The sequence below is a fragment of the Methylobacterium sp. AC315 genome, from assembly GCF_979253755.1.
The window spans coordinates 350,400-375,287 of sequence record NZ_CEEDEA010000005.1; the positions used below are offsets into that span (position 1 = coordinate 350,400).

The 24,888-nt window shown below is 69.1% G+C and carries 21 protein-coding genes; 5 read left to right on the forward strand and 16 right to left on the reverse strand.

The window, feature by feature from the left end; translation table 11 throughout:
- Window positions 1-60: 60 nt before the first annotated feature.
- Window positions 61-1,923: a M3 family oligoendopeptidase gene (locus tag AC0IY0_RS11935; RefSeq protein WP_471763869.1), complete on the reverse strand. Its 1,863-nt coding sequence runs from the start codon at window positions 1,921-1,923 to the stop codon at window positions 61-63.
- Between the two features lie 236 nt (window positions 1,924-2,159).
- Between AC0IY0_RS11935 and AC0IY0_RS11940 the strand changes: the two genes are divergently transcribed.
- The 3 genes from AC0IY0_RS11940 (at window position 2,160) to AC0IY0_RS11950 (ending at window position 7,595) form a co-directional block, all read left to right on the forward strand.
- The gene (locus AC0IY0_RS11940) at window positions 2,160-3,644 is read left to right on the forward strand and encodes a sigma-54-dependent transcriptional regulator (protein WP_147906690.1); all 1,485 of its coding nucleotides are present in this window, start codon (window positions 2,160-2,162) and stop codon (window positions 3,642-3,644) included.
- A gap of 243 nt (window positions 3,645-3,887) precedes the next feature.
- Window positions 3,888-5,891, forward strand: a complete 2,004-nt coding sequence (locus AC0IY0_RS11945; protein WP_471763870.1) for a L,D-transpeptidase family protein — start codon at window positions 3,888-3,890, stop codon at window positions 5,889-5,891.
- Between the two features lie 195 nt (window positions 5,892-6,086).
- On the forward strand, window positions 6,087-7,595 hold the full coding sequence (locus tag AC0IY0_RS11950) for a peptidoglycan L,D-endopeptidase MepK (RefSeq protein WP_471763871.1): 1,509 nt from the start codon (window positions 6,087-6,089) through the stop codon (window positions 7,593-7,595).
- 27 nt (window positions 7,596-7,622) lie between these two features.
- Here AC0IY0_RS11950 and AC0IY0_RS11955 read toward each other — a convergent pair whose 3' ends face one another.
- From AC0IY0_RS11955 to AC0IY0_RS12025, 15 genes are all read right to left on the reverse strand, one after another.
- Window positions 7,623-7,874, reverse strand: coding sequence for a hypothetical protein (locus tag AC0IY0_RS11955; RefSeq protein ID WP_147855265.1), 252 nt, complete (start codon window positions 7,872-7,874; stop codon window positions 7,623-7,625).
- Window positions 7,875-8,078: 204 nt separating this feature from the next.
- Window positions 8,079-10,769, reverse strand: a complete 2,691-nt coding sequence (gene ppdK, locus AC0IY0_RS11960) for a pyruvate, phosphate dikinase (protein ID WP_419830512.1) — start codon at window positions 10,767-10,769, stop codon at window positions 8,079-8,081.
- Window positions 10,770-10,926: 157 nt separating this feature from the next.
- A complete protein-coding gene (locus AC0IY0_RS11965) occupies window positions 10,927-11,079 on the reverse strand; it encodes a DUF3096 domain-containing protein (protein WP_147855263.1) in 153 nt (50 codons plus the stop codon).
- Window positions 11,080-11,197: 118 nt separating this feature from the next.
- A complete protein-coding gene (pufC, locus tag AC0IY0_RS11970; protein WP_147906686.1) occupies window positions 11,198-12,310 on the reverse strand; it encodes a photosynthetic reaction center cytochrome PufC in 1,113 nt (370 codons plus the stop codon).
- 10 nt (window positions 12,311-12,320) lie between these two features.
- A complete protein-coding gene (gene pufM, locus AC0IY0_RS11975; protein ID WP_147906685.1) occupies window positions 12,321-13,301 on the reverse strand; it encodes a photosynthetic reaction center subunit M in 981 nt (326 codons plus the stop codon).
- 95 nt (window positions 13,302-13,396) lie between these two features.
- Window positions 13,397-14,221: a photosynthetic reaction center subunit L gene (gene pufL / locus AC0IY0_RS11980; RefSeq protein ID WP_147855260.1), complete on the reverse strand. Its 825-nt coding sequence runs from the start codon at window positions 14,219-14,221 to the stop codon at window positions 13,397-13,399.
- Window positions 14,222-14,305: 84 nt separating this feature from the next.
- Complete coding sequence (gene pufA, locus AC0IY0_RS11985) at window positions 14,306-14,494, reverse strand: light-harvesting antenna LH1, alpha subunit (RefSeq protein WP_147906684.1); 189 nt, start codon at window positions 14,492-14,494, stop codon at window positions 14,306-14,308.
- Between the two features lie 10 nt (window positions 14,495-14,504).
- A complete protein-coding gene (gene pufB, locus AC0IY0_RS11990) occupies window positions 14,505-14,741 on the reverse strand; it encodes a light-harvesting antenna LH1, beta subunit (protein ID WP_147906683.1) in 237 nt (78 codons plus the stop codon).
- A 125-nt stretch (window positions 14,742-14,866) separates the two neighbouring features.
- Window positions 14,867-15,088, reverse strand: coding sequence for a hypothetical protein (locus AC0IY0_RS11995; RefSeq protein WP_187193692.1), 222 nt, complete (start codon window positions 15,086-15,088; stop codon window positions 14,867-14,869).
- Window positions 15,089-15,123: 35 nt separating this feature from the next.
- The gene (gene bchZ, locus AC0IY0_RS12000; RefSeq protein ID WP_471763872.1) at window positions 15,124-16,590 is read right to left on the reverse strand and encodes a chlorophyllide a reductase subunit Z; all 1,467 of its coding nucleotides are present in this window, start codon (window positions 16,588-16,590) and stop codon (window positions 15,124-15,126) included.
- On the reverse strand, window positions 16,590-18,119 hold the full coding sequence (bchY, locus tag AC0IY0_RS12005; RefSeq protein WP_471763873.1) for a chlorophyllide a reductase subunit Y: 1,530 nt from the start codon (window positions 18,117-18,119) through the stop codon (window positions 16,590-16,592). Before bchY ends, bchZ begins: the two co-directional genes overlap by 1 nt.
- Before the next feature lie 3 nt (window positions 18,120-18,122).
- Window positions 18,123-19,127, reverse strand: a complete 1,005-nt coding sequence (locus AC0IY0_RS12010; RefSeq protein WP_419830515.1) for a chlorophyllide a reductase iron protein subunit X — start codon at window positions 19,125-19,127, stop codon at window positions 18,123-18,125.
- Window positions 19,124-20,062, reverse strand: coding sequence for a chlorophyll synthesis pathway protein BchC (gene bchC, locus AC0IY0_RS12015; RefSeq protein ID WP_471763874.1), 939 nt, complete (start codon window positions 20,060-20,062; stop codon window positions 19,124-19,126). Before bchC ends, AC0IY0_RS12010 begins: the two co-directional genes overlap by 4 nt.
- A gap of 100 nt (window positions 20,063-20,162) precedes the next feature.
- A complete protein-coding gene (locus AC0IY0_RS12020) occupies window positions 20,163-21,242 on the reverse strand; it encodes a methyltransferase (protein ID WP_147938501.1) in 1,080 nt (359 codons plus the stop codon).
- Between the two features lie 71 nt (window positions 21,243-21,313).
- The gene (locus tag AC0IY0_RS12025; protein WP_471763875.1) at window positions 21,314-22,183 is read right to left on the reverse strand and encodes a polyprenyl synthetase family protein; all 870 of its coding nucleotides are present in this window, start codon (window positions 22,181-22,183) and stop codon (window positions 21,314-21,316) included.
- Between the two features lie 109 nt (window positions 22,184-22,292).
- On the opposite strand from AC0IY0_RS12025, the gene crtD reads away from it, so the two are divergent.
- Together crtD and AC0IY0_RS12035 are read left to right on the forward strand one after the other, a co-directional pair.
- The gene (gene crtD, locus AC0IY0_RS12030) at window positions 22,293-23,828 is read left to right on the forward strand and encodes a 1-hydroxycarotenoid 3,4-desaturase CrtD (RefSeq protein ID WP_471763876.1); all 1,536 of its coding nucleotides are present in this window, start codon (window positions 22,293-22,295) and stop codon (window positions 23,826-23,828) included.
- Window positions 23,825-24,685 carry a carotenoid 1,2-hydratase gene (locus AC0IY0_RS12035; protein WP_147906675.1) on the forward strand — a complete coding sequence of 287 codons (861 nt, stop codon included), beginning with the start codon at window positions 23,825-23,827 and terminating at the stop codon, window positions 24,683-24,685. Before crtD ends, AC0IY0_RS12035 begins: the two co-directional genes overlap by 4 nt.
- Window positions 24,686-24,888: the final 203 nt, after the last annotated feature.

The window sequence follows — 24,888 nt, forward strand, 5'->3', positions numbered from 1 at the left end:
ACGGCTTAGCGGCGTCAGTCAACGTTGCGCAGCGCGACGTTGACTGACGCCGCTAGGCAATCAGTCCATCCCTTCCAGCTCGACGATCATCCCTTCGATCATCCCGAGCCCGATCTGCCAGAAACCCGGGTCCCGGGCGTCCAGGCCGAATGGTGCGAGCAACTCGCCATAGGGCTTCGAGCCGCCGGCTGCGAGCAACGCGAAGTAGCGGTCCACGAAGCCGGCTTCAGCTTTGGCGTAGACCCCGTAGAGCGAGTTCACGAGGCAGTCGCCGAACGCATAGGCGTAGACGTAGAACGGCGAGTGGATGAAATGGGGGATGTAGGCCCAGAACGGCTCGTAGCCGGAATCCAGGGTGATGGCCGGTCCTAGCGACTCCGCCTGGACCGAGAGCCAGAGGGCGTTGATCTGGTCGCTGGTCAATTCCCCCTTGGCGCGGGCGAGGTGGACCTTCCGCTCGAACGAGTAGAACGCGATCTGGCGCACCACCGTGTTGATCATGTCCTCGACCTTCGCGGCGAGCATGGCCCGGCGCTGCGTCGTGTCGGTGGTCTCGGCCAGCAGCTTGCGGAAGGTCAGCATCTCGCCGAACACGCTGGCCGTCTCGGCGAGGGTCAAGGGCGTTGGTGCCATCAGGGCGCCGTTCGGACCGGCCAGCACCTGATGGACGCCGTGACCGAGTTCGTGGGCGAGCGTCATCACGTCCCGCGGTTTTCCCTGATAGTTCACGAGGACGTAGGGGTGCACCGAGGGCACGGTTGGGTGCGCGAAGGCGCCCGGCGCCTTGCCGGGCCGCGTCGGCGCGTCGATCCAGCGCTCGTCGAAGAATCGCTTCGCGATCCCGGCCATCTTCGGCGAGAACGCGTCGTAGGCCGACAGCACGGTGTCGCGCGCCTCCGTCCAGGGAATCGTACGCTGCTCGACCCTCGGGAGCGGCGCGTTGCGGTCCCAGTAGGGCAGCGCATCCTGGCCGAACCACTTGGCCTTCAGCCGGTAGTAGCGGTGCGAGAGCCGCGGATAGGCCGCCTGCACGGCGTCGACCAGGGCGGCGACCACCTCGGGCTCCACCCGGTTGGCGAGGTGGCGCGCATCGGCGACGTCCTTGAACCCGCGCCAGCGGTCGGAGATCTCCTTATCCTTCGCGAGGGTGTTGGTGATCAGCGTGAAGACACGGAGATTGCCACGCAGAACCTCGCTGATCGCGCCCGCAGCCTCGCGGCGGACGGCGCCATCCGGATCCTGCAGCCTGTTGAGCGTCGGTTCGAGCGGCATCTGCTCGCCCTGGACGGTGAAGCGCAGGGCCGCGATCGTCTCGTTGAACAACCGGTCCCAGGCGGCGTTGGCCGTCACCGACTTCTCGAGGAACAGCTTCTCTGTGCGGTCGTCGAGCTGGTGCGGCTTCTCGCGCCGCAGATCCTCGATCCAGGGCGCGTAGTGCGCCAGCGGTCCCTGGGACATCGCGGTGTCCATCAGCGCATCGTCGACCCGGTTCAGTTCGAGGGCGAAGAACAGCAGGTCGGCTGAGGCATCGGTCAGGCGCTCGCGGGTGTCGCCGTAGAACTTGGCCCGCGCCTCGTCGGTCGTATCCCCGGAATAGATCAGGCCGGCGAACGACATCAGCTTGCCGAGCAGATCCTCGATACCCTCGTACGCCTGAACCGCCTCGACGAGGCGGTCGGACGCATTCGGCTCAGCGGCCAGCTCGGCGATCCGGCCGGCATAGCGCTCTGAAAATCCGCGGCACATCTCCTCGGCTCGGGCCATGTCGGCTGCGAATTCCGGGGTATCGAGACCGGAATAGAGGTCCGACAGGTCCCATTCCGGGAGATGGCCGAGGTCGACGGCCTTGGCGGCGGCGCGTGCGGCGCTCACGCCCTCCGGCAGACGGACGTTCACCGGCGAAGCGGTGGTGCTCGGCATCATATCTCGCGATCCTCTTGGGGGCTCAGCCTCGTACCGTGATATCGAGCGCGCGGCCACGCGTTCAACGGCACGGGTCGCCCCGACGCGATGACGACCGAATGCAAACGTCGTTAAGCGCCACTTTACGTCTCTCCGGCACCCTACGGTTCGAAACGAAACAGTCGCCGACTCGGGCGGTGCGGTGCGGGCCTGTCCCGAGCCGTGTCCAGGCCTGACTCGCCGATCAGGGAGCCGCCATGTCCACCACCGTTCTCATCGTGGACGACGATCCGGTTCAGCGGCGCCTCGCCGAGGCGGCGGTGCGCCGGTTCGGTTTCAACGCGCGCGTGGTCGAGACCGGTGCCGACGCGCTGACCGTGCTGAAGACCGAAGGTGCGGACGTGGTCCTCCTCGACCTGGTGATGCCGGGTCTCGACGGGCTCGGCGTGCTCGCCGAAATGCGCAGCAGCGGGCTCGACACGCCCGTCATCGTGCAGACCTCGAACGGCTCGATCGACGCCGTGGTCAACGCCATGCGGGCGGGCGCCGTCGACTTCGTGGTCAAGCCAGCCGGGGCCGAGCGCCTCCAGGTCTCGATCAAGAACGCCCTGCGGGTGGACGTGCTGGAGGAGGAGGTGCGCCGCATGCGCCGCCGCGCCTCCGGGGCGCTTACCTTCAAGGACCTGACATCCAAGAGCCCCGACATGGAGCGGGTCATCCGCCTCGCCGAGCGCGCGGCCAAATCGAACATCCCGGTTCTGATCGAAGGCGAGTCCGGCGTCGGCAAGGAGGTGCTGGCGCGGGCGATCCAGGGGTCGGGCGACCGGCGCGGCAAGGCGTTCGTCACCGTCAATTGCGGTGCCATCCCGGAAAACCTCGTCGAGTCGACCTTGTTCGGGCACGAGAAAGGCGCCTTCACGGGCGCCACCGAAAAGCATGCCGGCAAGTTCGTCGAGGCGTCGGGGGGGACCCTGTTCCTCGACGAGATCGGCGAATTGCCCCTCGACGCACAGGTCAAGCTGCTGCGCGCGCTTCAGGAAGGCGAGGTCGACCCGGTGGGCGGCAAGCGCTCCGTGCGCGTCGACATCCGCCTCGTCTCCGCCACGAACCGCTCGCTGCTCGATCTCGTGAAGCAGGGCAAATTCCGCGAAGACCTCTATTACCGCCTCAACGTCTTCCCCATGACGCTGCCGCCCCTGCGCGCCCGACGTGAGGACATCCCGGATCTGGTGCGCTCGTTCTGCGCCCGGTTCTCAGCCGAGGAGGGCAAGCGGGTCCGTGCGGTCACCCCGGAGGCGATGGCGCTGCTCACCCGCTATCCTTGGCCCGGCAACGTCCGCCAGTTGGAGAACGCCCTGTTCCGCGCCGTGGTGCTTGCCGATTGCGACGAACTGACTGTGGCCGAGTTCCCGCAGATCGCCGCGCAGGTCGAAGGTTTCGACGTCCGCATCCCGGCAGCGCCCACTCAGCCGCAGATGCCGGCCTACGCCCCCGAGCCGGTGCGCGAGATCGTCCGGGTCGAGGTCCGCGACCCGCATGCCATGTCGCTGGTCACCGAAGAGACCGGCGAGATGAAGACCATGGATGTGCTGGAGGCTGAGATCATCCGCTTCGCGCTGCAATTCTATCGGCAGCGCATGTCCGAAGTGTCCCGCCGCCTCGGAATTGGCCGATCCACCCTCTACCGCAAGCTGAAGGACCTCGGTCTGGAAGGCGACGAGAAGACCGAGGACGCCGCCTGACCCGCGCTGGGTGCGCTAGCGCACTGCGCGGTTCCTGGAGCGACGGCCGGACGAACGACTTCCCGGCTCTGTCGAGCCCATGAGCGTGACCAAGCGACACCATGTCGTTTGCTATTCCGACCAGATGTCACGACGCAGAAACTGAAGACTAGACGACGAAGACTGCAGTTGCTCAACGCCACGCTTGAGCGGATAATCACAATCTGAGCGTGCGGCCTTGCCGCCGCGTCCCGGGAGATCACGATGCGCGTCCCGCGCTCCAGCCTCGTCGCGCTGGCCGCCCTACTGACCGGATCGCTGGCATCGGCTGGCGCGCTCGGCGCCGAGACGGTTGCGCTGGACCCAGCGGTCCTCGGCACGCCTGCGCACCCGGTCGAGCCCGCGCAAGCGGCACCGACCGGCTCCGATCCAGTGTCGACCGCCCTGCCCGACTACAAGCCCGAGGCGCCGAAGCCCGAACCGGCTCCGGCGCCGGTGGTGACGGCGCCCGTCGCGCCGGCCGATCCGCTCGGCGCCGCGATCTACGCACGGTTCGCCGACACCGCACCGCTGCTGCTTCGCCTCACCAGCAAGGACCGTGAGGGGATTCGCGCGTTCTACGAGGCGCGGGCCGACAAGCCGCTCTGGATCGCCGACGGGGGCTGGACCGAGGCGGCCAAATTGGTTTCGGCGCGCCTTGCCGCTGCCGCTGAGGACGGGCTCGACGCCAGGGCCTACACGGTCCCCACCCTTGCCGGAACGCCCGACGCGAAGGCGGTGGCCGATGCCGATCTCCGGCTTTCGGCGGCGGTTCTGCTTTACGCCAAGGACGCCCGGGGCGGCCGCATCAACCTCGCCTCGATCTCTCGTCTCATCACCCCACAGCTCGATCTGCCCGACGCCAGCGCGGTGCTGACCAAGCTGTCCGAGGCGGGCTCCAAGGCTGGCGAGGCCCTTGAGGCGTACAATCCCTCCACGGCCGGCTATCAGGCTCTCAAGACACGACTCGCCATGCTGCGCGGGCCGGCCCCCACGGCTGTGAAGCCGTTGCGCCTGCCCCCGGGCCCGGCCCTCAAAACCGGCATGCGGGATCCGCGCGTGCCGCTGCTGCGTACCTATTTCGGTCTCGAGACGCGCCCGCCCGGGACGCTCGACCGGGCGCCGGGCGAGCCGGAGGAGTATGATGCCGCGGTGGCCGATGCGGTGGCGAAGTTCCAGCGCGGACGCGGCCTGCCGGGGAACGGCGTGCTGAACGTGCAGACCGTCCTGTCGCTCGCCGATGCCGGCCGGCCTGCTCGCGCGAGCGGCGGCGAGGCCGAGGTGATCGTCAACATGGAGCGTTGGCGCTGGCTGCCGGGCGACCTCGGCCCCGACTACATCCTGGTCAACATCCCGGAATACCGCCTGCGTGCCTATCGGGGCGGCAGCCTGCGCGACGAGGCCCGCGTGATCGTGGGCAAGCCGGAATCGCGCACGCCGCTCTTTTCCGGATTGATGGAATACGCGGTGGTGAACCCGTCGTGGTACGTGCCGCCCTCGATCCTGAAGACCATGGCGCCGAAGCTCGCGGGCTACGGCGGCAAGACCTGGGGCGGATACGAGGTGGTGCGCCACGGCGGCCACATCTCGCTGCGTCAGCCCCCGGGCGAGCGCAACGCGCTCGGCTTCATCAAGTTCATGTTCCCGAACCAGCACGCGGTCTACCTGCACGACACGCCGAACCGGTCGCTGTTCTCCGCGGCGAAGCGTGATTTCAGCCATGGCTGCGTCCGCGTCGACGACCCCTTCCGCTTGGCCGACGCCGTGCTGCCGGACTGGTCCGAGGCGCGGCTCAAGAAGCTGATCGGCAAGGGCGAGCGCACGATCCGGCTGCCCGCGAAGCTGCCGGTGCATCTGGCCTACTTCACCGCCTACGTGGACGACGGCGGCACGTTCCGCACCCTCCCCGATCTCTACGGGTACGACGCGCCGATGCGCGCCGCGCTCGGCCTGCCCGGTGGCGGCGGACCGGCGATCGCCAAGCTCCCGGAGGAGAAGGCGCGCAGGAAGCCCGAGGCCGCGCCGGTGGCCCAGGCCCATTCGGCCCCGCGCCGTGAGGCCGCGCGCGCCCGCCGCTACTCCGACGTTCAGCCCAGCGACCGTTACGACGACTATGATTCGCCGCGTCGGAGCGTGCGCCGGGCCGCCCGCGCGGACGGTGCGCCGGAATACGGGGAGCCCGGGCTGTGGACGCCCGCCCCCGCGCCTGTGTCGCGGGGCTGGTGGTAGGCGCGCCACCGAACCGCGCCTTCAACTCACAGGTGCGCGGCCGCACAGCCGGGCACGATTTCGCCACGGTCCAGCCTTAGCCGTTCCCATCGCAGACTCGGCGAAGGGAAGCGATGTCGGCCGTCACCGGCCAGCCGCCGCGACCAGACATCCGCCGAGCACCCTATGCGGGTTCGGGAGAGGATCAGGACCACCGTGCCGAGCCTTCGCAGAACCGCCCGACACCTCGTCCTCGCCTTGTGCGGCACGGCCCTCGGCTTGATCGCCGGAACGGTCGAGACCGAGAACGCGGTGGCCAACGGCGATACCCGCACGCTCACGATCTACCACACGCATACCAAGGAGAGCGCGACCATCACGTTCAAGCGCGATGGCCGGTACGACCGCGCGGCCCTTGAGCAAATGAACTGGCTCCTGCGCGATTGGCGCGTCAACGAGCCGATCAAGATGGACCCGCGCCTGTTCGACACGGTCTGGGAGGCCTACCGGCAGGTCGGCGCGACCCAGCCGATCCACGTCGTCTCGGCCTATCGCTCGCCCGGCACCAACGCGATGCTGCGCCGCCGCTCCCGGATGGTCGCCGAGTTCAGCCAGCACATGCTCGGCAAGGCGATGGACTTCTACCTGCCTGAAGTCTCGATCGACCGGATTCGAGAAGTCGGGCTGCAGATGCAGCGCGGCGGCGTCGGCTGGTATCCGCATGCCGGCACGCCCTTCGTCCATCTCGACGTCGGCTCCGTGCGGATGTGGCCGCGCATGACCCACGACCAGCTCGCCCGTCTGTTCCCGGACGGCAAGACCGTCCACCTCGCGAGCGACAACCGCCCGTTCCCACGCTACGAGGAGGCGAAAGCCGAGATCCTGGCGCGCGGCGGCACCGTTGCCGGCCTCACCACCCAGATGGCGAGCGGCGAGGAGGAAGACGGGCCGGGCCTGTTCGGCTTCCTGGCGAGCCTGTTCGGTGGCGGCTCCTCCACGCCGGAGCCAGTCGCGCCACCGCCGCCGGCACCCGTTGCGAAGAGAGGCCGCCAGGCCCCCGTCGTCGCGGTGGCCAGCGCAGATCCGCAGGATCCGGTCGGCACCCGCGCCGCCCTCGCCTACGCCGCACCGAACGCAGACGACACGCTTCGCAACACGCTCACCCGCCAGGACCAGGCCAGGACCGCTGTAAGCCCGCCGGTCGATGCCCGGGCCCTGCTCACCGTGGAGAAGCCGTCTACGGGCGCCGACGAGGCCGTGGCGGGGATTCTCGCACCCCTGCCGCCGCGCCGGCCCTCCGGGTTCGCCGTCGTGGCCGCGGCCGCCATCACCATGCCGTTGCCGCCGCCGCGTCCTATTCAGTTCGCCTCGCTCGCGGGCGGCATGGCCAACCTGTCGGCTCCGACCGCAACGCGGGCTCTGGCGAAGGATGCTGCCGTCGAGCCGGCCCCGCGGCGCCCCCTGGTGGCGGCCGATGCAGACGCGAAGGCGCAGTTGCGCTCCCTGTTCGAGGCGGCGTCCACCGGTCCGGTCACCGCGCCGGCAAGCCGCAACGCCCCGGTTCGCGTCGCGGCCACCCGTCTACGCGAGGCCGCTCCGGATGCCGTCGTGGCGGCAAGGCCGGGACCGGTGGCGACCAAATTCAGCGTGAAGAGCCCCGGCGACGAACTCACGGCCGCGCGGTTCACCGGCTCGGCTACGCGCACGACGGCCGGAACGCGCTGAGACCGGGATGGGTGGAAAAGCCTGAGCTCAGCGCAACGGCTTCGAGAGGTTGATCGCCAGGGCGGAGACCAGGGTCGCGGCGTAGCCGTCGTCCTGCGTGTCGGCGATACGCTCGGCCTCGCCGCCGCTATTGGCCGCGACCGACATCATCAGCATCACGGCGGTGGTGATCGCCCCGAGGCCGGCGACCGTCGCGACGTAGGCCCGCACGGCCGCCCGCGGGACGGGAGCCGCCTGGCCGGCGTCGACGTAGAGCGAAGGTGGGCTGCGGGGAATCATGGCTGGTGATTCTGACGCCTAACACTGGGCCCGGCACGGAGCGATGTGCATCACGCGCGACCGGCCGGATCAATTAGTAAACGTGCCGTTCTAGGCCCGGTTCAACAGCCGCAAACGCTTTTTCAACAGTGTTTCATCGGTCCTGGTTGACGGCCGGTATCGACGGCGGCTATCCGCCCCCGATACCGGCCGCGGATAGCCGGCTCAGCCTTCCTTGCCTTGCACCTTGCCGAGGGCTGCCTGGGCCGCCGCGAGGCGGGCGATCGGCACCCGGTAGGGCGAGCAGGAGACGTAATCGAGCCCAACCTCCTGGCAGAAGCCGATCGACGCCGGGTCGCCGCCATGCTCGCCGCAGATCCCGAGCTTGATGTCCGGACGTGTGGCCCGGCCGCGCTCGACGCCGATGCGGACCAGCTCGCCCACGCCCTCCTGGTCGATGGTGATGAACGGGTCGGCCGCCAGGATCCCCTTCTGTGTGTAGGGACCCAGGAAGGTCGCCGCGTCGTCGCGGGAGATGCCGAGCGCCGTCTGGGTCAGGTCGTTGGTGCCGAACGAGAAGAACTCGGCGGTCTGGGCGATCTCACCGGCCTTGAGTGCCGCCCGCGGCAGCTCGATCATGGTGCCGACCTGGTAGTCCAGGGTGGCGCCCTTCTCCTCGGACACCGCCTTGGCCATGGCGTCGATCCGCGCCTTCACGATGTCGAACTCCATGCGGGTGAACACCAGCGGCACCATCACCTCGGGGGTGACGGGGCTGCCGGTATCGGCGGCGGCCTGCACGGCGGCCTCGAAGATCGCACGGGCCTGCATCTCCGCGATCTCCGGGAACGCGATCGCCAGGCGGCAGCCGCGGAAGCCGAGCATCGGGTTGTGCTCGGACAATTCCCGCATCCTGTGGCGGATCTTGTCCTCCGATACGCCGGTCGCCTTCACGACCTCGGCGACCTCGGCATCGGTATGCGGCAGGAACTCGTGCAGCGGCGGATCGAGCAGGCGGATGGTCACCGGCAGGCCGGACATGATCGTGAACAGCTCGACGAAGTCCTGGCGCTGATAGGGCAGGATCTTCGCGAGCGCCGTCCGGCGGCCCTCGGCGTCGTCGGCCAGGATCATCTCGCGGACCGCGATGATGCGGTCGCCCTCGAAGAACATGTGCTCGGTGCGGCACAGGCCGATTCCTTCCGCGCCGAAATTCCGCGCGGTGCGGGCGTCGGTCGGCGTGTCGGCGTTGGCCCGCACCTTCATGCCGCGGAACTGGTCGGCCCATTCCATCAGGGTCGCGAAGTCGCCCGACAGCTCGGGCTCCAGCATCTTCACCTCGCCCTGGATCACCTGGCCGGTGGAGCCATCGATGGTGATCCGGTCGCCGGCCTTGAGGGTGGCGTCGCCGACCTTCATGGTCTGGGCCTTGTAGTCGATCCGGATCGAGCCGACGCCGGAGACGCAGGGCTTGCCCATGCCGCGGGCGACCACCGCCGCGTGGCTGGTCATGCCGCCGCGGGTGGTCAGGATACCCTCGGCGGCGTGCATGCCGTGGATGTCCTCGGGCGAGGTCTCGATGCGCACGAGGATGCACTTGCGCTCGGCCTTGCGCAGGGCCTCGGCGTCCTCGGAGTTGAACACGATCTCGCCGGTGGCCGCCCCGGGGGAAGCCGGCAGGCCGGAGGCGATGACCTTGCGGTCCGCCTTGGGGTCGATCGTCGGGTGCAGCAGCTGGTCGAGGGCGGAGGGCTCGACCCGGCCGATCGCCTCCTCGCGGGAGATCAGCCCCTCGCCGGCCAGATCCACGGCGATGCGCAGGGCCGCCTTGGCCGTGCGCTTGCCGTTGCGGGTCTGGAGCATCCAGAGCTTACCCTTCTCGATGGTGAACTCCATGTCCTGCATGTCGCGGTAATGCGCTTCCAGGATCCCGTAGATCCGGGTCAGCTCCGCGTAGCTCTCGGGCATGGCCTTCTCCATGGAAGGCTTGTCGCTCTCGGCCTCGATCCGGGCCTTCTCTGTGATGTTCTGCGGCGTGCGGATGCCCGCGACCACGTCTTCGCCCTGGGCGTTGATCAGGAACTCGCCGTAGAGCGCCTTCTCGCCGGTGGAGGGATTGCGCGTGAAGGCGACGCCGGTGGCCGAGGTGTCGCCCATGTTGCCGAACACCATGGCCTGGACGTTGACGGCCGTGCCCCAGCTTTCCGGGATGCTGTTCAGCTCGCGGTACTTCTTGGCCCGCGGGATCATCCAGGAGTTGAACACCGCGCTGATCGCCCCCCAGAGCTGGTCCTCGGCGACCTGCGGGAAGTCGGAGCCGTGCTCGTCGCGGACGATCTTCTTGTAGGTCTGGATCAATGTCTTCCAGTCCTCGGCGCCGAGCTCCGTGTCGAGGTCGTAGCCCTTGCCTTCCTTGTAGTGCTCCAGCGCCTCCTCGAAGGCGTGGTGCTCAACGCCCAGCACCACGTTCGAATACATGGTGATGAAGCGGCGGTAGGAATCGTAGGCGAAGCGCTCGTCGTCGGCCTCCTTGGCCAGCGCCAGCACGGTCTGGTCGTTGAGGCCGAGGTTCAGCACCGTATCCATCATGCCCGGCATCGAAGCGCGGGCGCCGGAGCGGACCGAGACCAACAGGGGGTTCGCTGCGTCGCCGAACTTACGCCCGGTGAGGGTGCCGATCTGGTTCAGCGCGGCGGCGACCTGCTCCTTCAGCTCCGGCGGATAGGCCTTGCCGTTGTCGTAGTAGGACGTGCAGACCTCGGTCGTGATGGTGAAGCCGGGGGGGACGGGCAGGCCGAGGTTGCACATCTCGGCCAGGTTGGCGCCCTTGCCGCCGAGGAGGTCGCGCATCTGCGACTTGCCCTCCGCCTTGCCGTCGCCGAAGGCGTAGACCCACTTCGCGCTGCCGGTCGCCATGTCGAACCCGTCCGTGTCTGATGCCCGGCACAGGCCGAGCTGATGGGCGCGGGTTGGACCATCCCGCAGCGCAACGCAAGATGAACGCATTGCGGGCTTGTGCGCGCACGACTGACGCGCAGCGAAGTCTGTCAGGAATCGCGCGTGCAGACCGGCTTTACGAGAAGCCGCGCAGCAGGCCGAGACCAATCACGCCGACCACGATCAGGTAGATCGCCACGATGTAATTGAGCAGACGCGGCGCGATCAGGATCAGGATGCCGGCCAGGATCGCGATGATCGGCTGAAGGTTTGAGATGGTGATGGTCACGGGCGCCTCCAGGGGCCGAGCTCGGCCGTACACAATCGACGTCCCTACAGCGCGGCGGTTCCCTGTAGCTGGAGCGCGACGAAGCGCCGGATCGTCTCCGGCGCCTCGTGCGGTCGTGTCAGGGCTTCGACGGCTTCAGGGCCGGCGTATTGGTACCCGGGATCGGATCCTTCGCCTCGCCGGTGGGCAGGCTCGCCTCGATGGTCGGATGCGAGAGTTCTGGATAGGGGCCGATCACGTTGGCTCCGTTGAGCGGCTTGTTGGCGCCGTTGTGGCAGGTGGCGCAGTTGATTTTCGGCACGTCACCCATGGCGCCGAGCCTGTTGCGCGGGAAGGTCGAGGTCAGCGGTTCCATGAAGTCCTGGTTCAGGTCCCGCACCATGCGGATGCCATACCAGGCATGGACCCGGTTGGGCGTGCTGGTGTCCCATTGCGCAACCGACCGGGTGTTGTGGCAGAAGGTGCAGTTCACGCCGAGCGATTGCGACATGCTGATCATGATCGCGAAGGTCTTCTCCGCGTCCTGGATCGGCTTGCCTTTGGTCACGGGCAGCACCGTGGTGCCGTTGACCCGCACCGCGTCCTCGGACGTGTCCTTGTGCTGGTAGAACGCCTGGTAGACGTCGTAGGGCAGCGAAGTGTTGCCAACCTCCGCGGACGCCATGTTCTGGCTGTTGTTGCGCGGGATGAACCGGCCCTCGCCCTGGACGGGACGGTCGAACCAGATGTTGGCCGGAACCGGATTGCCCCGGTGGCAGGTGTAGCAGGTCACGCCCGCCTCGTGGACGTGGTTCTCCTTCCAGGACGTATTGATCGTCTGGGTCATCTGCAGCATCCGACGGGCGACCCGCTTCTGGTACAACTCGTCGGAGGCCATGTTCTCGGTGCTGTGGCAGTAGGTGCAGCCCTGCTGGGGCGCCACCCACTCGGTGATCGACACCATCAGCCGGTTGAACTGCTCGGCCGAGAGATCGCCCAGGACCTGCACGTTCTCGTAGACCGCCGAGGCCTTGTCGCCGCCGGCCTCGGCCGGGTCGGCGGGGGCCGGGGCGACGTTGGCCGCCGCGAGCGCCTCGTTGCCGGCCCGGGTGCGGATCAGGTCCATGCCGGTGCCGCGGAAGCCGGTCTGCTTGGCCGCCATAGGGGGATGGGTCCAGCCCGCGCCCCCGAACATCGCGATGGTGAGGAACAGGGCGAGGGCCCCGCCGACCACCGCCAGAATCGTCTTCATGACGGCCTCCTCACGGCTTCATGCCGGGTGCGAGATGGGCGGGGTCGACGATCGGGCCGTAGACCTGCGGATAGGACGGGGCGACGCCGTGCTTGACGGCCCAGAGATACCAGTTGTCGACCACGGTGCCTGTGAGCAGGATCCCGATCCCGCCGGTCAGCGTCGTCAGCACCGCGAACCACCAGGCCCAGCGGTGGATCGATTCCATCGTGGCGTTGAAACCCATGGTCCAGCGCCAGAACAGGGCGGCGCGCTCGGTGGCGGTGCCGCGATCGACGATCTGGTCGATCTCACGGTCGGCACCGTAGCGGGAGCAGGCCAGGATGGTGCCCCCATGCATCGCGAACAGCAGCGTCGATCCGTACAGGAACGTGATCGAGAGCATGTGGAACGGGTTGTAGAACAGGTTGCCGTAGCGGAGCGAGAATGCCGCTGTCCAATCGAGGTGGGGGAAGATCCCGAACGGCACCGCCTCGGACCAGGAGCCCATCAAGAGCGGCCGGATGAAGCCGAGCACGAGGTAGAGCCAGATCGCCGAGGCGAACGCCCACGGCACGTGGGTGCCCAGCCCGAGCGCCCGCGCCCGGCGGTAGAGGTGGACCCACCACAGCAGGATCGAGGCGGTGAGGAAGAAACCGGCGATCAGCCACCAGCCGCCCTCGTTGAGCGGCGGCAGGACCTTGAGCCCGTATTTCGGCAGTGGCGGTTCCAGGGCGAGCCAGGGCAATTGCCGCACGAACTGAACCGGATCCCAGTTCACCGAGGCCCACATGTTCAGCCCGATGATCTCGAAGGCGATCAGCCCGCAGACCATCGACAGCGCCGCGACGTAGCCGATGTAGATCGGACCGACCTGGCTGTTGCCCAGCAAGCCGAACAGGTAGCTGTTGAACGGCTTGCCGACCCGCTCGTTCGAACTCACCGGGACGCCGTTCTCCGGCTCCAGCGGGCGCACCTGAACCTGTGTGAAAATATTTTGGTAATAGGTCATCGCCCGCCCTCCCCCCGGTGGGCCGCATGGTTCATGCGGAGCCGGCCTGGATCATTGGTATCGGTTCGCCCGATTCTCGGCGGGCGACGGGAATCTCAGCGCCAGACCGGCAGGTTGAGCCACCAGCCCCACCATTGCGGCCAGCCCTGCGTCCAGAACGGCCCGCTGATCACGATGCAGACCGCGCTCCAGAAGCCCGCGGACAACGCCAGGAACAGGCCGAGGCGGTGGATGCCCAGCGTGCCGATCGAGTAGCCGATCGTGTCGCGGAAGAACGTGTCCTCATGCTCGGGGGTCTTCACGGTCTCGCCCTTCTTCGGGTTGGTCGCCGAGAGGATGAGGCCGCCGTGCATGGCGAGCGCCAAGGTGGTCGTGAAGAAGAAGGTCACGGCCAGCATATGCGCGGGATTATAATGGAAGTGTAGGTACTGATATCCGGTGTTCGACACCCAATCGAGGTGACTGAGGATGCCGTACGGGAACCCATAGCCCCAGGCGCCCATCAGGAACGGCCGGACCACGACGAGGGTGAAGTAGGCGAAGATCGCCATGCCGAAGGCCGCCGGCACGTGGTAGCCGATGCCGAGCTTCCGGCAGATCTCGACCTCGCGCATCATCCAGGAGACGAATGACCCGAGCGCGCAGAACGTGATGATCTGCCAGAGGCCTCCCTCTTTCAGCGGCGCGAGCTTCAGCCCGTAACTGATGTCGGGCGGCGCGATGTTGATCTGCCAGACGTTCCAGGTCGGCCCGATCGCGGCGCCGTAGATCACCAGCGCGGTGCCGAGCACCGTGAAGAACAGCCCGGTGACGCCGAAGAATCCGACGAAGAACGGCCCGACCCAGAAGTCGAACAGGTCGCCGCCGAGCAGCGTACCGCCCCGGATCCTGTACTTTCGCTCAAAGCTCAGCATCGCCATGGCGGACACTCCTCAGCCCGGCCGCAATTTTTTGGGATTTTTTGGACCGCGGCCCCTTGGAGCCGCGGTCCCGGCCAGCCTGGGTCAGGCGGGCATGCTGGGCAGCACGAGCGTGATGTTGCTCGCCGCCTTGTTCTGCCGCGGACCTTCCAGCCAGTTGAACCGGTCGGTCGAGAGCAGGATGAAGTGGATCAGCAGCGCCAGGATGAAGAGGAAGGTGAACAGAGCCACCAGCGTGCGCCGCGGATCGAACAGCAACCAAACCTTATGCATGCGATCCTCCTCAGCCGATCATCGTGACGAAGGCGCGGGCCGCATCGGTGACGCCTTCGAGAGAGGCGTAGCCTTGCGGTCCGGGAAGCCACGGACGCCACATCCACACGAGGATGTGGGCGACCACGGCGATCGCCGTGAAGATGAGGAAGCTCGTCAGGAAGATCGCGTGGAACTCCTTGGCTTCCGGTTCCGTCAGCCCGGACAGGCTGCTCGGTCTTTCTGTTGCAACGGGTCCACCGGCCATCGTTCAGACCTCCGTGTGTTGGCCGCACTCCTTGCGAAGGGCGACGGGTGCTGCCGTGGTGCTCTAGGCGGTCACGGCTTGACCTCCCCCCGCGTCACCGGACGGAAGCGTCTCGATCAGGGCGTTCAGCCCATGAAGGCAAAGGGGATCGCCTGAACGGCCATGGCGCGCGCCTCGCCGAAGACGGAGCGGCGCGCCGGCGCGAACGCGGGGCGCGAGGCCCCATGGGCCGGCCGGACGCGGTTGAAGGCGGCGGCGGCGAGGAAGCACGGGTAGGTCACGGCCAGGATCAGCCGGAACTGCAGCGCCTCTTGGTGCAGGCGCGCGGTCGGGACCATCGTACGCATCGTCAGGTCTCCTCTCAGGGGAACGGAAAGGCGGCTCATGCGGGGATTCCCCCGGCAAGGTCTGCGCGCGCGCGCGCCACGTGGGCGGGGGCGACGGCGGTGGATTCAGCGGTGCGTGCGGCGCGCTCGGCGGCGTCGCGAAGGCGTTTGGCGGCGGAGATACGGGCCAGCACGGGCTGCGCCTCGACCAGCTCGTCGAGGGCGGCGCGCGCCGCCTCGTCCCACGGCAGCTCGCGATGGATGCGGGCCGGTGTGGCCTCGACCTTGTCCATGTCGCGGGCGAGCGGCAGGATGTGGAAGAGGGTATCGAACAACGCGTTGCAGACTTCCTGGACCAGATAGGTCGCCCCGGCGTAGCCCATGAACGGCGTGCCGGTATGCCGCCGGATGATGGCGCCGGGGAACGAGGCCGGGATGTAGGTGGCCCGGGCGCCGCATTCGGCGAGGTACATCCGCTCGTTGAACGAGCCGAACAGCACGAGCGGCGTCTTCTCCGCGACGGCCTTTCGCACGGCCTCGTTGTCGGGCTTCTGCCCTGCCGACCGGCTGAAGGCGAAGTTGCAGGGCAGGCCCATCTCGTCTTCGAGGAAGTGCCGGACGCCGCGGGCGTAGGTCTCGGTTGCGGCGATGCCGAAGCTGGCCGTGCCGAAGAAATCCTGCGTGACCGAGCGCCACAGATCCCAGACCGGCTTGATCGTGGTGTGGCGCTCGCGCTCGATGAACGGCTCCGGGTCGAGCCCGAGGATCGCGCCGAGCGAGCGCAGGAACTTGGTGGTCGATAGAATGCCGATGGGTGCCTGCAGGTAGGGCCGCTCCAGATCCTCGCAGAGGAGACGGCCGAACTCGCGGTAGAGACAGATATTGGCGTCGGCGTTGACGAGCTTGGGCACGTCACCGAGGTGCGAACCCAGCGGGAAAGTCAGGTTCACGTCGGCCCCGATCCCTTCCACCAGGCGCCGGATCTCGGCGAGGTCGGAGGGCATGTTGAAGGTGCCGTAGGCCGGGCCGATGATGTTCACCCGCGGGCGCTCGCCGGGCTTCTTCTCGGGACGCGCCGGGATGCCCTTCTTGGCGAACTTCTTGGCGGCGTATTCCTGCCAGAGCCAGCGTATGGCGCGGTCGGCGGCCTGCCACTGGTCCTCGTCGATGGTGCGCGGGAGGAAGCGCTGGAGGCCGGTGCCCTCGGGGGTCACGCCGCCACCGATCATCTCGGCGATTGAACCGGTGACCACCACGCTGGGCTGGCCCGGATCGAGGGTGGCGTGGGCGCGCTTCATCGCGCCCTCCGTGCCGTGGCGGCCGAGTTCTTCCTCGGCGAGGCCGGTGACGACGATCGGCAGCTCGTGCGGCGGCAGCGCGTCGGTGTAATGCAGCACCGAGGTCACCGGCAGGTTCTCGCAGCCGACCGGGCCGTCGATGACGACCTGCAGCCCCTTGATCGCCGTGAAGACGTAGACGGCGCCCCAGTAGCCCCCGGCCCTGTCGTGATCGAGGATCAGCATCACGCCATCTCCCCGATCGGCTTCATCGGGCCTTCGATCTTCGGCCCCTGCCGCCGCTGCGGCGTGTCCTGCCAGACGCCGGCGGAAAAGCCGGTGCCGACGCCCTCGAAGAAGTCGCGCATGGCATCGAAGCGGGGCTTGTTGGCCAGCGCGGCGTTGATCACCCGCGCCAGGGAGCCGGCTCCTGCCGCGCCCATGAGCGGGCGCGCCGAGATCAGGTTGGTGAAGTAGAGGGCGGGCGTGCCGCGCTCCTTGGCCTTCTGCACCACCGGCGTCGTGCCGATCACCAGATCCGGCTTCAGCGCGTCGAGGGCGTAGAGGTCGTCCTCGAGTGAGGCCCGATAGCGGATTTCGGTGCCGCGGGCCTCCAGCCAGTCGCGATCGGCCTCGGACCACGGCGTGCGCGGACAGGCGGTGCCAACATACGGCACCTCGGCCCCGCTCTCGACGAGGAGCCGTGCCACCAGCAGTTCCGAACCCTCGTAGCCCGAGAGCGTGATCCGGCCCTTGATCGGCATGGCGGCAAGCGCGCCGCGGATGCCGGGCAGGAGCTGGTTCTTGGCCGCCTCGACGGTGGCTCGGGCCACGCCGCAGGCCTCGCCGATCCTGTCGAGCCAGTCGGCGGTGCCGTCGACACCGACCGGCGCGGAGCCGATGACCGGCCGGCCCGCCGCTTCGAACTCCCGGATCGAGGCGGTGTAGAACGGGTGGATCGCGGCGACCGCGGCGCAATCCAACGCGGCGTAGAGTTCGCGCCATTCGCGGGTGGGGACCACCGGCCCGGCCGCGAGGCCAAGAGGCTCCAATAGCCCGGCGATCACCACCGGGTCGGCCGGGAAGATCTCGCCGAGCAGCGCCACGCTCGGGCGCTCCGACCGGCCGCCGCGCGGGGTCGCGACCGGACCCTGCTCAGCCTCGGTGCGGGCGACCTTCAGCATCGCGCCCGCGAGCACATCCTTGGCCTCGGCATGGGTCGGAACCCCGAAGCCCGGGACGTCGATGCCGATCACCCGGACGCCGTCGATCTCCTTCGGCAACAGGCGGAGGGGGACGCCGGAGGCGGTGGGCACGCAGAGGTTGATGACGACCACGGCGTCGTAATCCGCGGGCTTGGCCGTGGCGAACACCGCATCGCGGATGTCCTCGAACAGCTTGCCGGTGACCAGCGTCTCCGAGTTGAACGGCACGTAGCCGACGCTGCGCCGGGCACCGTAGAAGTGCGACGTGAAGGTCAATCCGTAGACGCAGCAGGCCGACCCGGACAGGATCGTGGCGGTGCGGCGCATGCGCAGGCCGACCCGGAGCGAGCCGAAGGCGGGACACATACTCTGCGGCTGGTCGTGCGGACCCTGCGGATAATCCTCCCGCAGCTTCGCGAGTGTCTCCGACATGCCGGCCGCCTCGGCGGCCGCCCGCATCGCGTCCTTGCCGGCGTGGCAGCCGAGCCCGTCTCCCTGGGTGGCGGCGAGGTCGACGGGCGCGGAGGCCTTGCGGGCGCGCAGATCGGCGATGTCGAGCGAGACGGCCATGCCCTAGACCTCGTCGTAGACGACTTCGAGGGACGGCTTGGTCACGTGGGCGACGCCGCACATGTCCTCATGGGTCGCCGGGACCAGGACCACGTCGCGGCCGGTCACGTCGCTCGAGAACAGGCCAAGCAGCCCATCCTGCGTGAGCGGAGTCGGCCGGTGCGGCGCCGCCGTCGCGACGTTGGCGGCCAGGTCCGAGAACAGGCTGCCCCAGCGGCTTTCCGGCCGGCCGATGATCTCGTAATTCGCGCTCTTGCGGCGGATGTCGTCGTCGGCCGGGATCGAGGCCAGGACCGGGATGCCAGCGGCGTCCGCGAAGGCTTGGGCCTCGCCGGTGCCGTCGTCCTTGTTGATCACCAGACCGCCGACGCCGACATTGCCGCCGAGCTTGCGGAAATACTCAACGGCCGAGCAGACGTTGTTGGCGACGTAGAGCGATTGCAGATCGTTCGAGCCGACGACGATCACCTTCTGGCACATGTCCCGGGCGATCGGCAGGCCGAAGCCGCCACAGACGACGTCGCCCAGGAAGTCGAGCAGGACGAAGTCGAAGCCCCATTCGTGGAACCCGAGCTTCTCCAGCAGTTCGAAGCCGTGGATGATGCCCCGGCCACCGCAGCCGCGCCCGACCTCGGGGCCGCCGAGTTCCATGGCGTAGACGCCGTCGCGCTTGAAGCAGACATCGCCGATAGCGACCGGCTCGCCGGCCAGCTTCTTACGCGTCGAGGTCTCGATGATGGTCGGGCAGGCCTTGCCGCCGAACAGCAGGGAGGTAGTGTCGCTCTTCGGGTCGCAGCCGATCAGCAGGACCTTCTTGCCCTGCTGGGCCATCATGTAGCTGAGGTTGGCCAGGGTGAACGACTTGCCAATCCCGCCCTTGCCGTAGATCGCGATGATCTGCGTCTCTTTCTTCACCGGCGCGGTGGAGACCGCATCCGGCTCGATCGCCGCCTCGGCGCGGAGTTGGGTGGCCTGGTCGAGGGCGGCCTTGTTGAGCTGAACGTTCACGCGGCGTCCCTCCAGTCGAGAATCATCTTGAGGCAGGCGGGATCGGCGAAGGCGGTGCGGTAGGCGTCCTGGGCTTTGGCCGCCGGGGCGCGGTGGGTGATCAGCCCATCGAGGGACAGTCGGCCGCTCTCGATCAGCGCCGTCACCGAGGCGAGATCGTCGGCGCGGAACTCCGCCGAGATCCGGATCCGTGCTTCCCGCATGAAAGCGGGCGGGAACGCGAAGGACAGCGGCGCCTCGTAGAATCCGGCAAGCACGATCTCGCCGCCGGGGGCGAGGCGGGCGATCAGCCCGTCGAGGCCGGATGCGTCGCCGCTGACATCGGTGATCACAGCGTAGTCGCGCCGGGCATCCTCGTCCGGCGCCAAAATCGCGTAGCCGGCGGCACCGTCCCGCCGCGTCGGGTCCATCTCCCAGACGGTCGGCTCCGCGCCGGCGGCGACGGTGAGGCGAGCCAGCAGCCGCCCGAGCACGCCGTGCCCGACGATCAGCGGTGTGGCTCCGGCGACGAGGCCGCCGAGCGCCCGGTAGGCCGTAGCGGCGAGCGCGATCAGGCAGGCCCGGTCACCCAAAGCCGGATCCACCGTCACGAGACGAGAGGCGGGGGCCACGAGATGGGAGGCGGCGCCACCGAACAGGCCGCGGACGGCGCCGAAGCAGCGGGCACCCGGAACGAAGACGGTTTGGCCGACCCGGACTGGCGCGTCGGCGGCGGCTTCGACCACCGTACCGACAGACTCGTAGCCCGGAACCAGCGGGTAGCCCATGCCGGGGAACGGCGGCATGCGGCCCGACCACAGGAGGCGCTCGGTACCGGTGCTGATGCCGCTCCAGCTAACCGCGATGATCGCGTCCGCCGCTCCGGCGGGTGTCAAGGGCAGGCGAGAGACCGCCAAGCGCTCCGGACGTTCGAGGATCACGGCGAGAGCGTCCATAACTGGAATATTCCGCCCGCTGTTTGTGCGACTCTCGCTTATGCGGAACCGCGATGTGTCATCCTAGATAGACACATTGCTGCGTCAAGTCATTCTTACTTTAACGCGCGTCTTTCTGCCCGACGATCAAGCGGGTGAGCAGCGGACGGCGCGTCCGAAGTTCCCGTGAGCTCGTGAAACCAGCCGTGCGTAGCATCGCCCGGAGTTCCTCGGCCCGGCGCGGCCGCCCCGAGCCCATGGCGAGGAGGTAGAAGCCGAAATACGCGTCGCCTACCGGTTCGGCGCCGGGCGTGCCGGCCATGGGCTCGGCCAGGATCAGGGTCCCGCCGGGGGGAAGCGCCGCATGCGCCGCGGCGAGGAGCGCCAGGGCCGGGCCATCGTCGTGATCGTGGACGATCCGCACCAGGGAGATCGTGTCGGCACCCAACGGTAGGCCGTCGTGGAAGCTACCGCCGCGGCAGGCGATCCGCTCGGCCAGGCCCGCCTGCGCGAGCCGATCGTAGGCGCGGCCGGACACCGCCGGAAGGTCGAACAGGGTCAGGGCCAGGCCGGGGTGCCGGGTCGCGACGGCCTGCAGGAAAGCGCCCTCGCCGCCGCCGACATCCATCAGGTGCCGGCTCCCGGACAGATCGCAGGCATCGAGCACGTCGTCGGCGATCAGCGCCTGCGAGGAGCCCATCAGACCGCCATAGGGCGCCACCGCGTCGGCGTCGGCGGCCTTGCCGGCGGCGTAGGGCCAATAGCGCGCAAGCTTCGTCGGCTCCGCCGTCCCACGCAGGAGCGCTACCGGATCCGCGAGGTCGGCGTAGAGCAGCGCGTGGTGCTCGATCATCGCGGCGATACCGGGATTACCGGTCAGGGCGGCGCCGAGATCGGCGAGGCCGAAGCGCTCGTCGGGGAGCGCCCGGACGAGGTCGAGGGAGACGGCGGCGCGCAGCAGGCGGCGCGCGTTCTCGACCGGGAGATCGAGGCGGAGCGCCAGCACGTCGAGGGCCAGCGGTCCCTCGGCCAGGATCCGGAACAGGTCGAGGCGGACGCAGGCCGTCAGCACCTGGGCGTAGACGAAGCCGGCGCAGAGATCGAACAGCGCCCGTGTGTTCTTCCGGGCGATGCCCCGGGTCAGCGGGAAGCCCGCTGCCCAGCGTTGGAAGCGTGGGCTCGCCACCAAGCGGTTGCGCATGCCGAGCCAGCGGTCTCGGAGCGTGGGCGCAGCCGCCAAGGCTGCGCCGGGGCGCGGGACCGAGCCGGCGGTCAGGCCGCCACCGCGCGCAGGCTCGCGGGCAAGAACAGCCGCGCCTGCGCCTCGATCTCGGCGGTGAGTTTGGCCACGCCCGGGCAGGCCGGGATCGCCGCCACCGCTTCCCGGGTGAGCCGGGACAGGCGGTCCAAGGCGCCGTCGGTCCCCAGCAGGGCGGCGGCGTTGGGACGGCCGAGGGTGGCGTCGCGGCCGGCGGGCTTGCCGATCTCCTCCTGGCGGCAGGCGACGTCGCGCAGGTCGTCGGCGACCTGGTAGGCCTCGCCCAGGCATTCGCCGAGGCGCCGCCAGGGTTCCGGATCGGCTCCCGCGGCGGCGGCGCCCAGCACGGTGGCGGCGGCGAACAGGGCACCGGTCTTGGCCTGCTGGTAGTCGCTCAGGCTGATATGCGCTTCGGATTCCCAGGCCTGACCGGCCGCGATGCCGCTGGGAGAGCCGGCGGCGCGCCCGAGGAGGCCGACGAGGCGGGCGAGCCGCACCGGATAGGGACCGGCGGCCCGGGCCAGGGTCTCGAAGGCGAGCACGATCAGGGCATCGCCGGCCAGCACAGCGACAGGCTCGCCGAAGGCGATGTGGACGGTGGCTTTCTGCCGGCGCAGGGGGGCGTCGTCGAAGCAGGGCAGGTCGTCGTGGACCAGCGAGGCGCAGTGCAGCAGCTCGATCGCCGCCGCGGCGGCCTCCGAGGCGGACGGATCGTCGTCGCCGCAGGCACGGGCCACCGACAGGCACAGGCGGGGCCGGATACGGTGTCCACCGGGAAAGACGGCGTAGCGCAACGCCTCGGCCAACAGGGGTGGCGCACCCGGCGCCTCGGCATAAGCCACGGCGCGATCCAGCGCCTGTTCGATCCGCCGGCCCGACTCCATGGCGCGCCTCCCGTGTTATGATCGGTTGTCAGCGACAAGTGTCATTTCTTATTGACACTGCGATGACCCGAGATCAATCCCAATCGGTGGCGTAAGTGCGAGGGTGAACGTGGCGCAGGAACGCGTCGTCGTGATCGGGGCCGGGATCGGCGGTCTGGCCGCCGCCTTACGGTTGGCGCATGCCGGCCTATCGGTAACGGTGGTTGAGCGCGCCGCACGGCCCGGCGGCAAGATGGCCAACGTTCCAGTGGGCCCACTCTTCGTGGAAACCGGTCCGACCGTGTTCACGATGCGGTGGATCTTCGAAGAACTGTTCGCCGAAGCCGGCGCAGACTTCGCGGACTACGCGCAGTTAACGCCCGCGCATCTCCTCGCTCGGCACGCCTGGTCGCGAACCGCGCGTCTAGACCTGTTCGCCGATCCGGACGCCTCGGCGGCGGCGATCGCCGAGTTCGCCGGCCCCCGGGAGGCCGACGGCTACCGCCGGTTCTGTGCCCGCTCGGCCGAGGTCTACCGGACCCTGGAGGGGCCGTTCATCCGCGAGGGCCGGACCAGCCCGACCGGCCTGGCGCAGAGGGTCGGGATCTCGGGTCTCGGCGACCTCTGGCGGATCCAGCCGTTCGCGACGCTGTGGTCGGCGCTGGGGACGTTCTTCCGCGATCCGCGGATGCTGCAGCTGTTCGGGCGCTACGCCACCTATTGCGGTGCCTCGCCGTTCACCGCGCCCGCGACCCTGATGCTGGTGGCGCATGTCGAGCAGGCGGGGGTCTGGACCGTGGCCGGCGGCATGAGCGCGCTCGCCGGGGCGGTGGCGGACCTCGCCACGCAGCGCGGCGCCACGTTCCGATTCGGGGCGCATGTGGACCGGATCCTCACCGAGGGGGGCCGGGTCTCCGGCGTGGTCATGTCCGACGGCGAGCGGATCCCGGCGGACACCATCGTCTGCAACGCCGACGCGGCGGCGCTCGGCGCCGGGCTGTTCGGCCTGGAAGCCGCGCCGATGGGCGAGCGGCTGGCGCCGGCCGAGCGCTCGCTCTCCGCCGTCACCCTGTGCCGGGCCGCGGTCCCGCGGGGATTTCCGCTGGCCCACCACAACGTGTTCTTCTCGGACGACTACCGGGCCGAGTTCGACACGATCCTGCGGCAGCGCCGCCTGCCCGACGAACCGACCATCTACATCTGCGCGCAGGACCGGACCGAGGCGGGCGCCGCGCCCGCCGGGCCGGAACGCCTGCTGATGCTCGTCAACGCTCCGGCGGACGGCCGCGAGCGCCCGCTGACGCCCTCGGAGATCGCCCGATGCGAGACGAATCTGAACCGCCGGCTGGAGGCCTGCGGGCTGACCTTCGCGGACACCCTGCCCCCGGTGGTGACGAGCCCGGCCGGGTTCGAGAGCCGGTTTCCCGGGAGCGCGGGGGCGCTCTACGGCCGGGCGCCGCAGGGCTGGGCCTCGACCTTCAAGCGGGCGGGCGCCCGGACGGCGTTGCCGGGCCTGTACCTCGCGGGGGGCACGATCCATCCCGGCCCGGGCGTGCCGATGGCGGCGCAATCGGGCCGGCTGGCGGCGGCGGCGATCCTGCAGGACCGCGATTCGACGGCCCGGTCACGCAAAACGGCTACGCGTGGTGGTACGTCGATGCGGTGAGCGACGACGGCCGCCAGGGGCTGACGATCATCGCGTTCATCGGCAGCGTGTTCTCGCCCTACTACGCCTGGAGTGCCGACAAGAACCCGTTCGCGCATTGCGCCATGAACGTGGTGCTGTACGGCGACCGCAGCCGCTTCGCCATGACCGAGCGCGGCGCCGGGAGCCTGTCGCGCAGCCGCCACCACATCGCCATCGGCCCCAGCGCGATGGAATGGGACGGCACCGCCCTGACGGTCCGGATCGACGAACGCGGCGCTCCCCTGCCCCACCGCATCCGCGGCACGGTGCGCCTGGAGCCGCGGGGCTTCACCCCCGGGCCGTTCCACCTCGATCCGGGCGGGCGCCACCGCTGGTGGCCGATGGCACCGTCCTCGCGGGTCGAGGTCGCCTTCGACCGGCCAGGCCTGCGCTGGACCGGCAGCGGCTATTTCGACACCAACGATGGCGACGAGCCCCTGGAATCGGCCTTCACCCGCTGGACCTGGTGCCGGGCCGACCTGCCGGACGGGGCGGCGATCCTGTACGACGTGCGCCACCGCGGCGGCGGCGGCCAGAACCTGTCGCTGCGCTTCGACCATGACGGCAGCCGCCGCGAGATCCGCCCGCCGCTCGCCGCGGCGCTTCCGGCCACCGGGTTCTGGCGGATGCCCCGGGACACCCGCAGCGACGACGGCCGGTCCCGGGTGCTCACCACCTTCGAGGACACGCCGTTCTATTCCCGCTCCCTGCTGGCCTCCACGCTCGGCGGCGAGCCCGTGCGGGCGGTGCACGAGAGCCTCTCCCTCGACCGCTTCCGCAACCCGCTGGTGCGGCTGATGCTGCCCTTCCGGATGCCCCGTCCGCATGAGGGGTGACGTTTTCCGGATCGGACTGCGTCGGATCTGGGTCGGCGCCGGCTCGACGGGCACGTCATCCCGAAGCCGCCAAACGAAGCCCGGGACTCAGAACCGTCGACGCGCCAAGTCCTTGCACAAAAGATGTTTCTGGATTCCGGGCTCGCCTGCGGCGCCCTGGAATGACGGTCTGGGTTATTCCGTATCAGGTATCGATCCTCGGG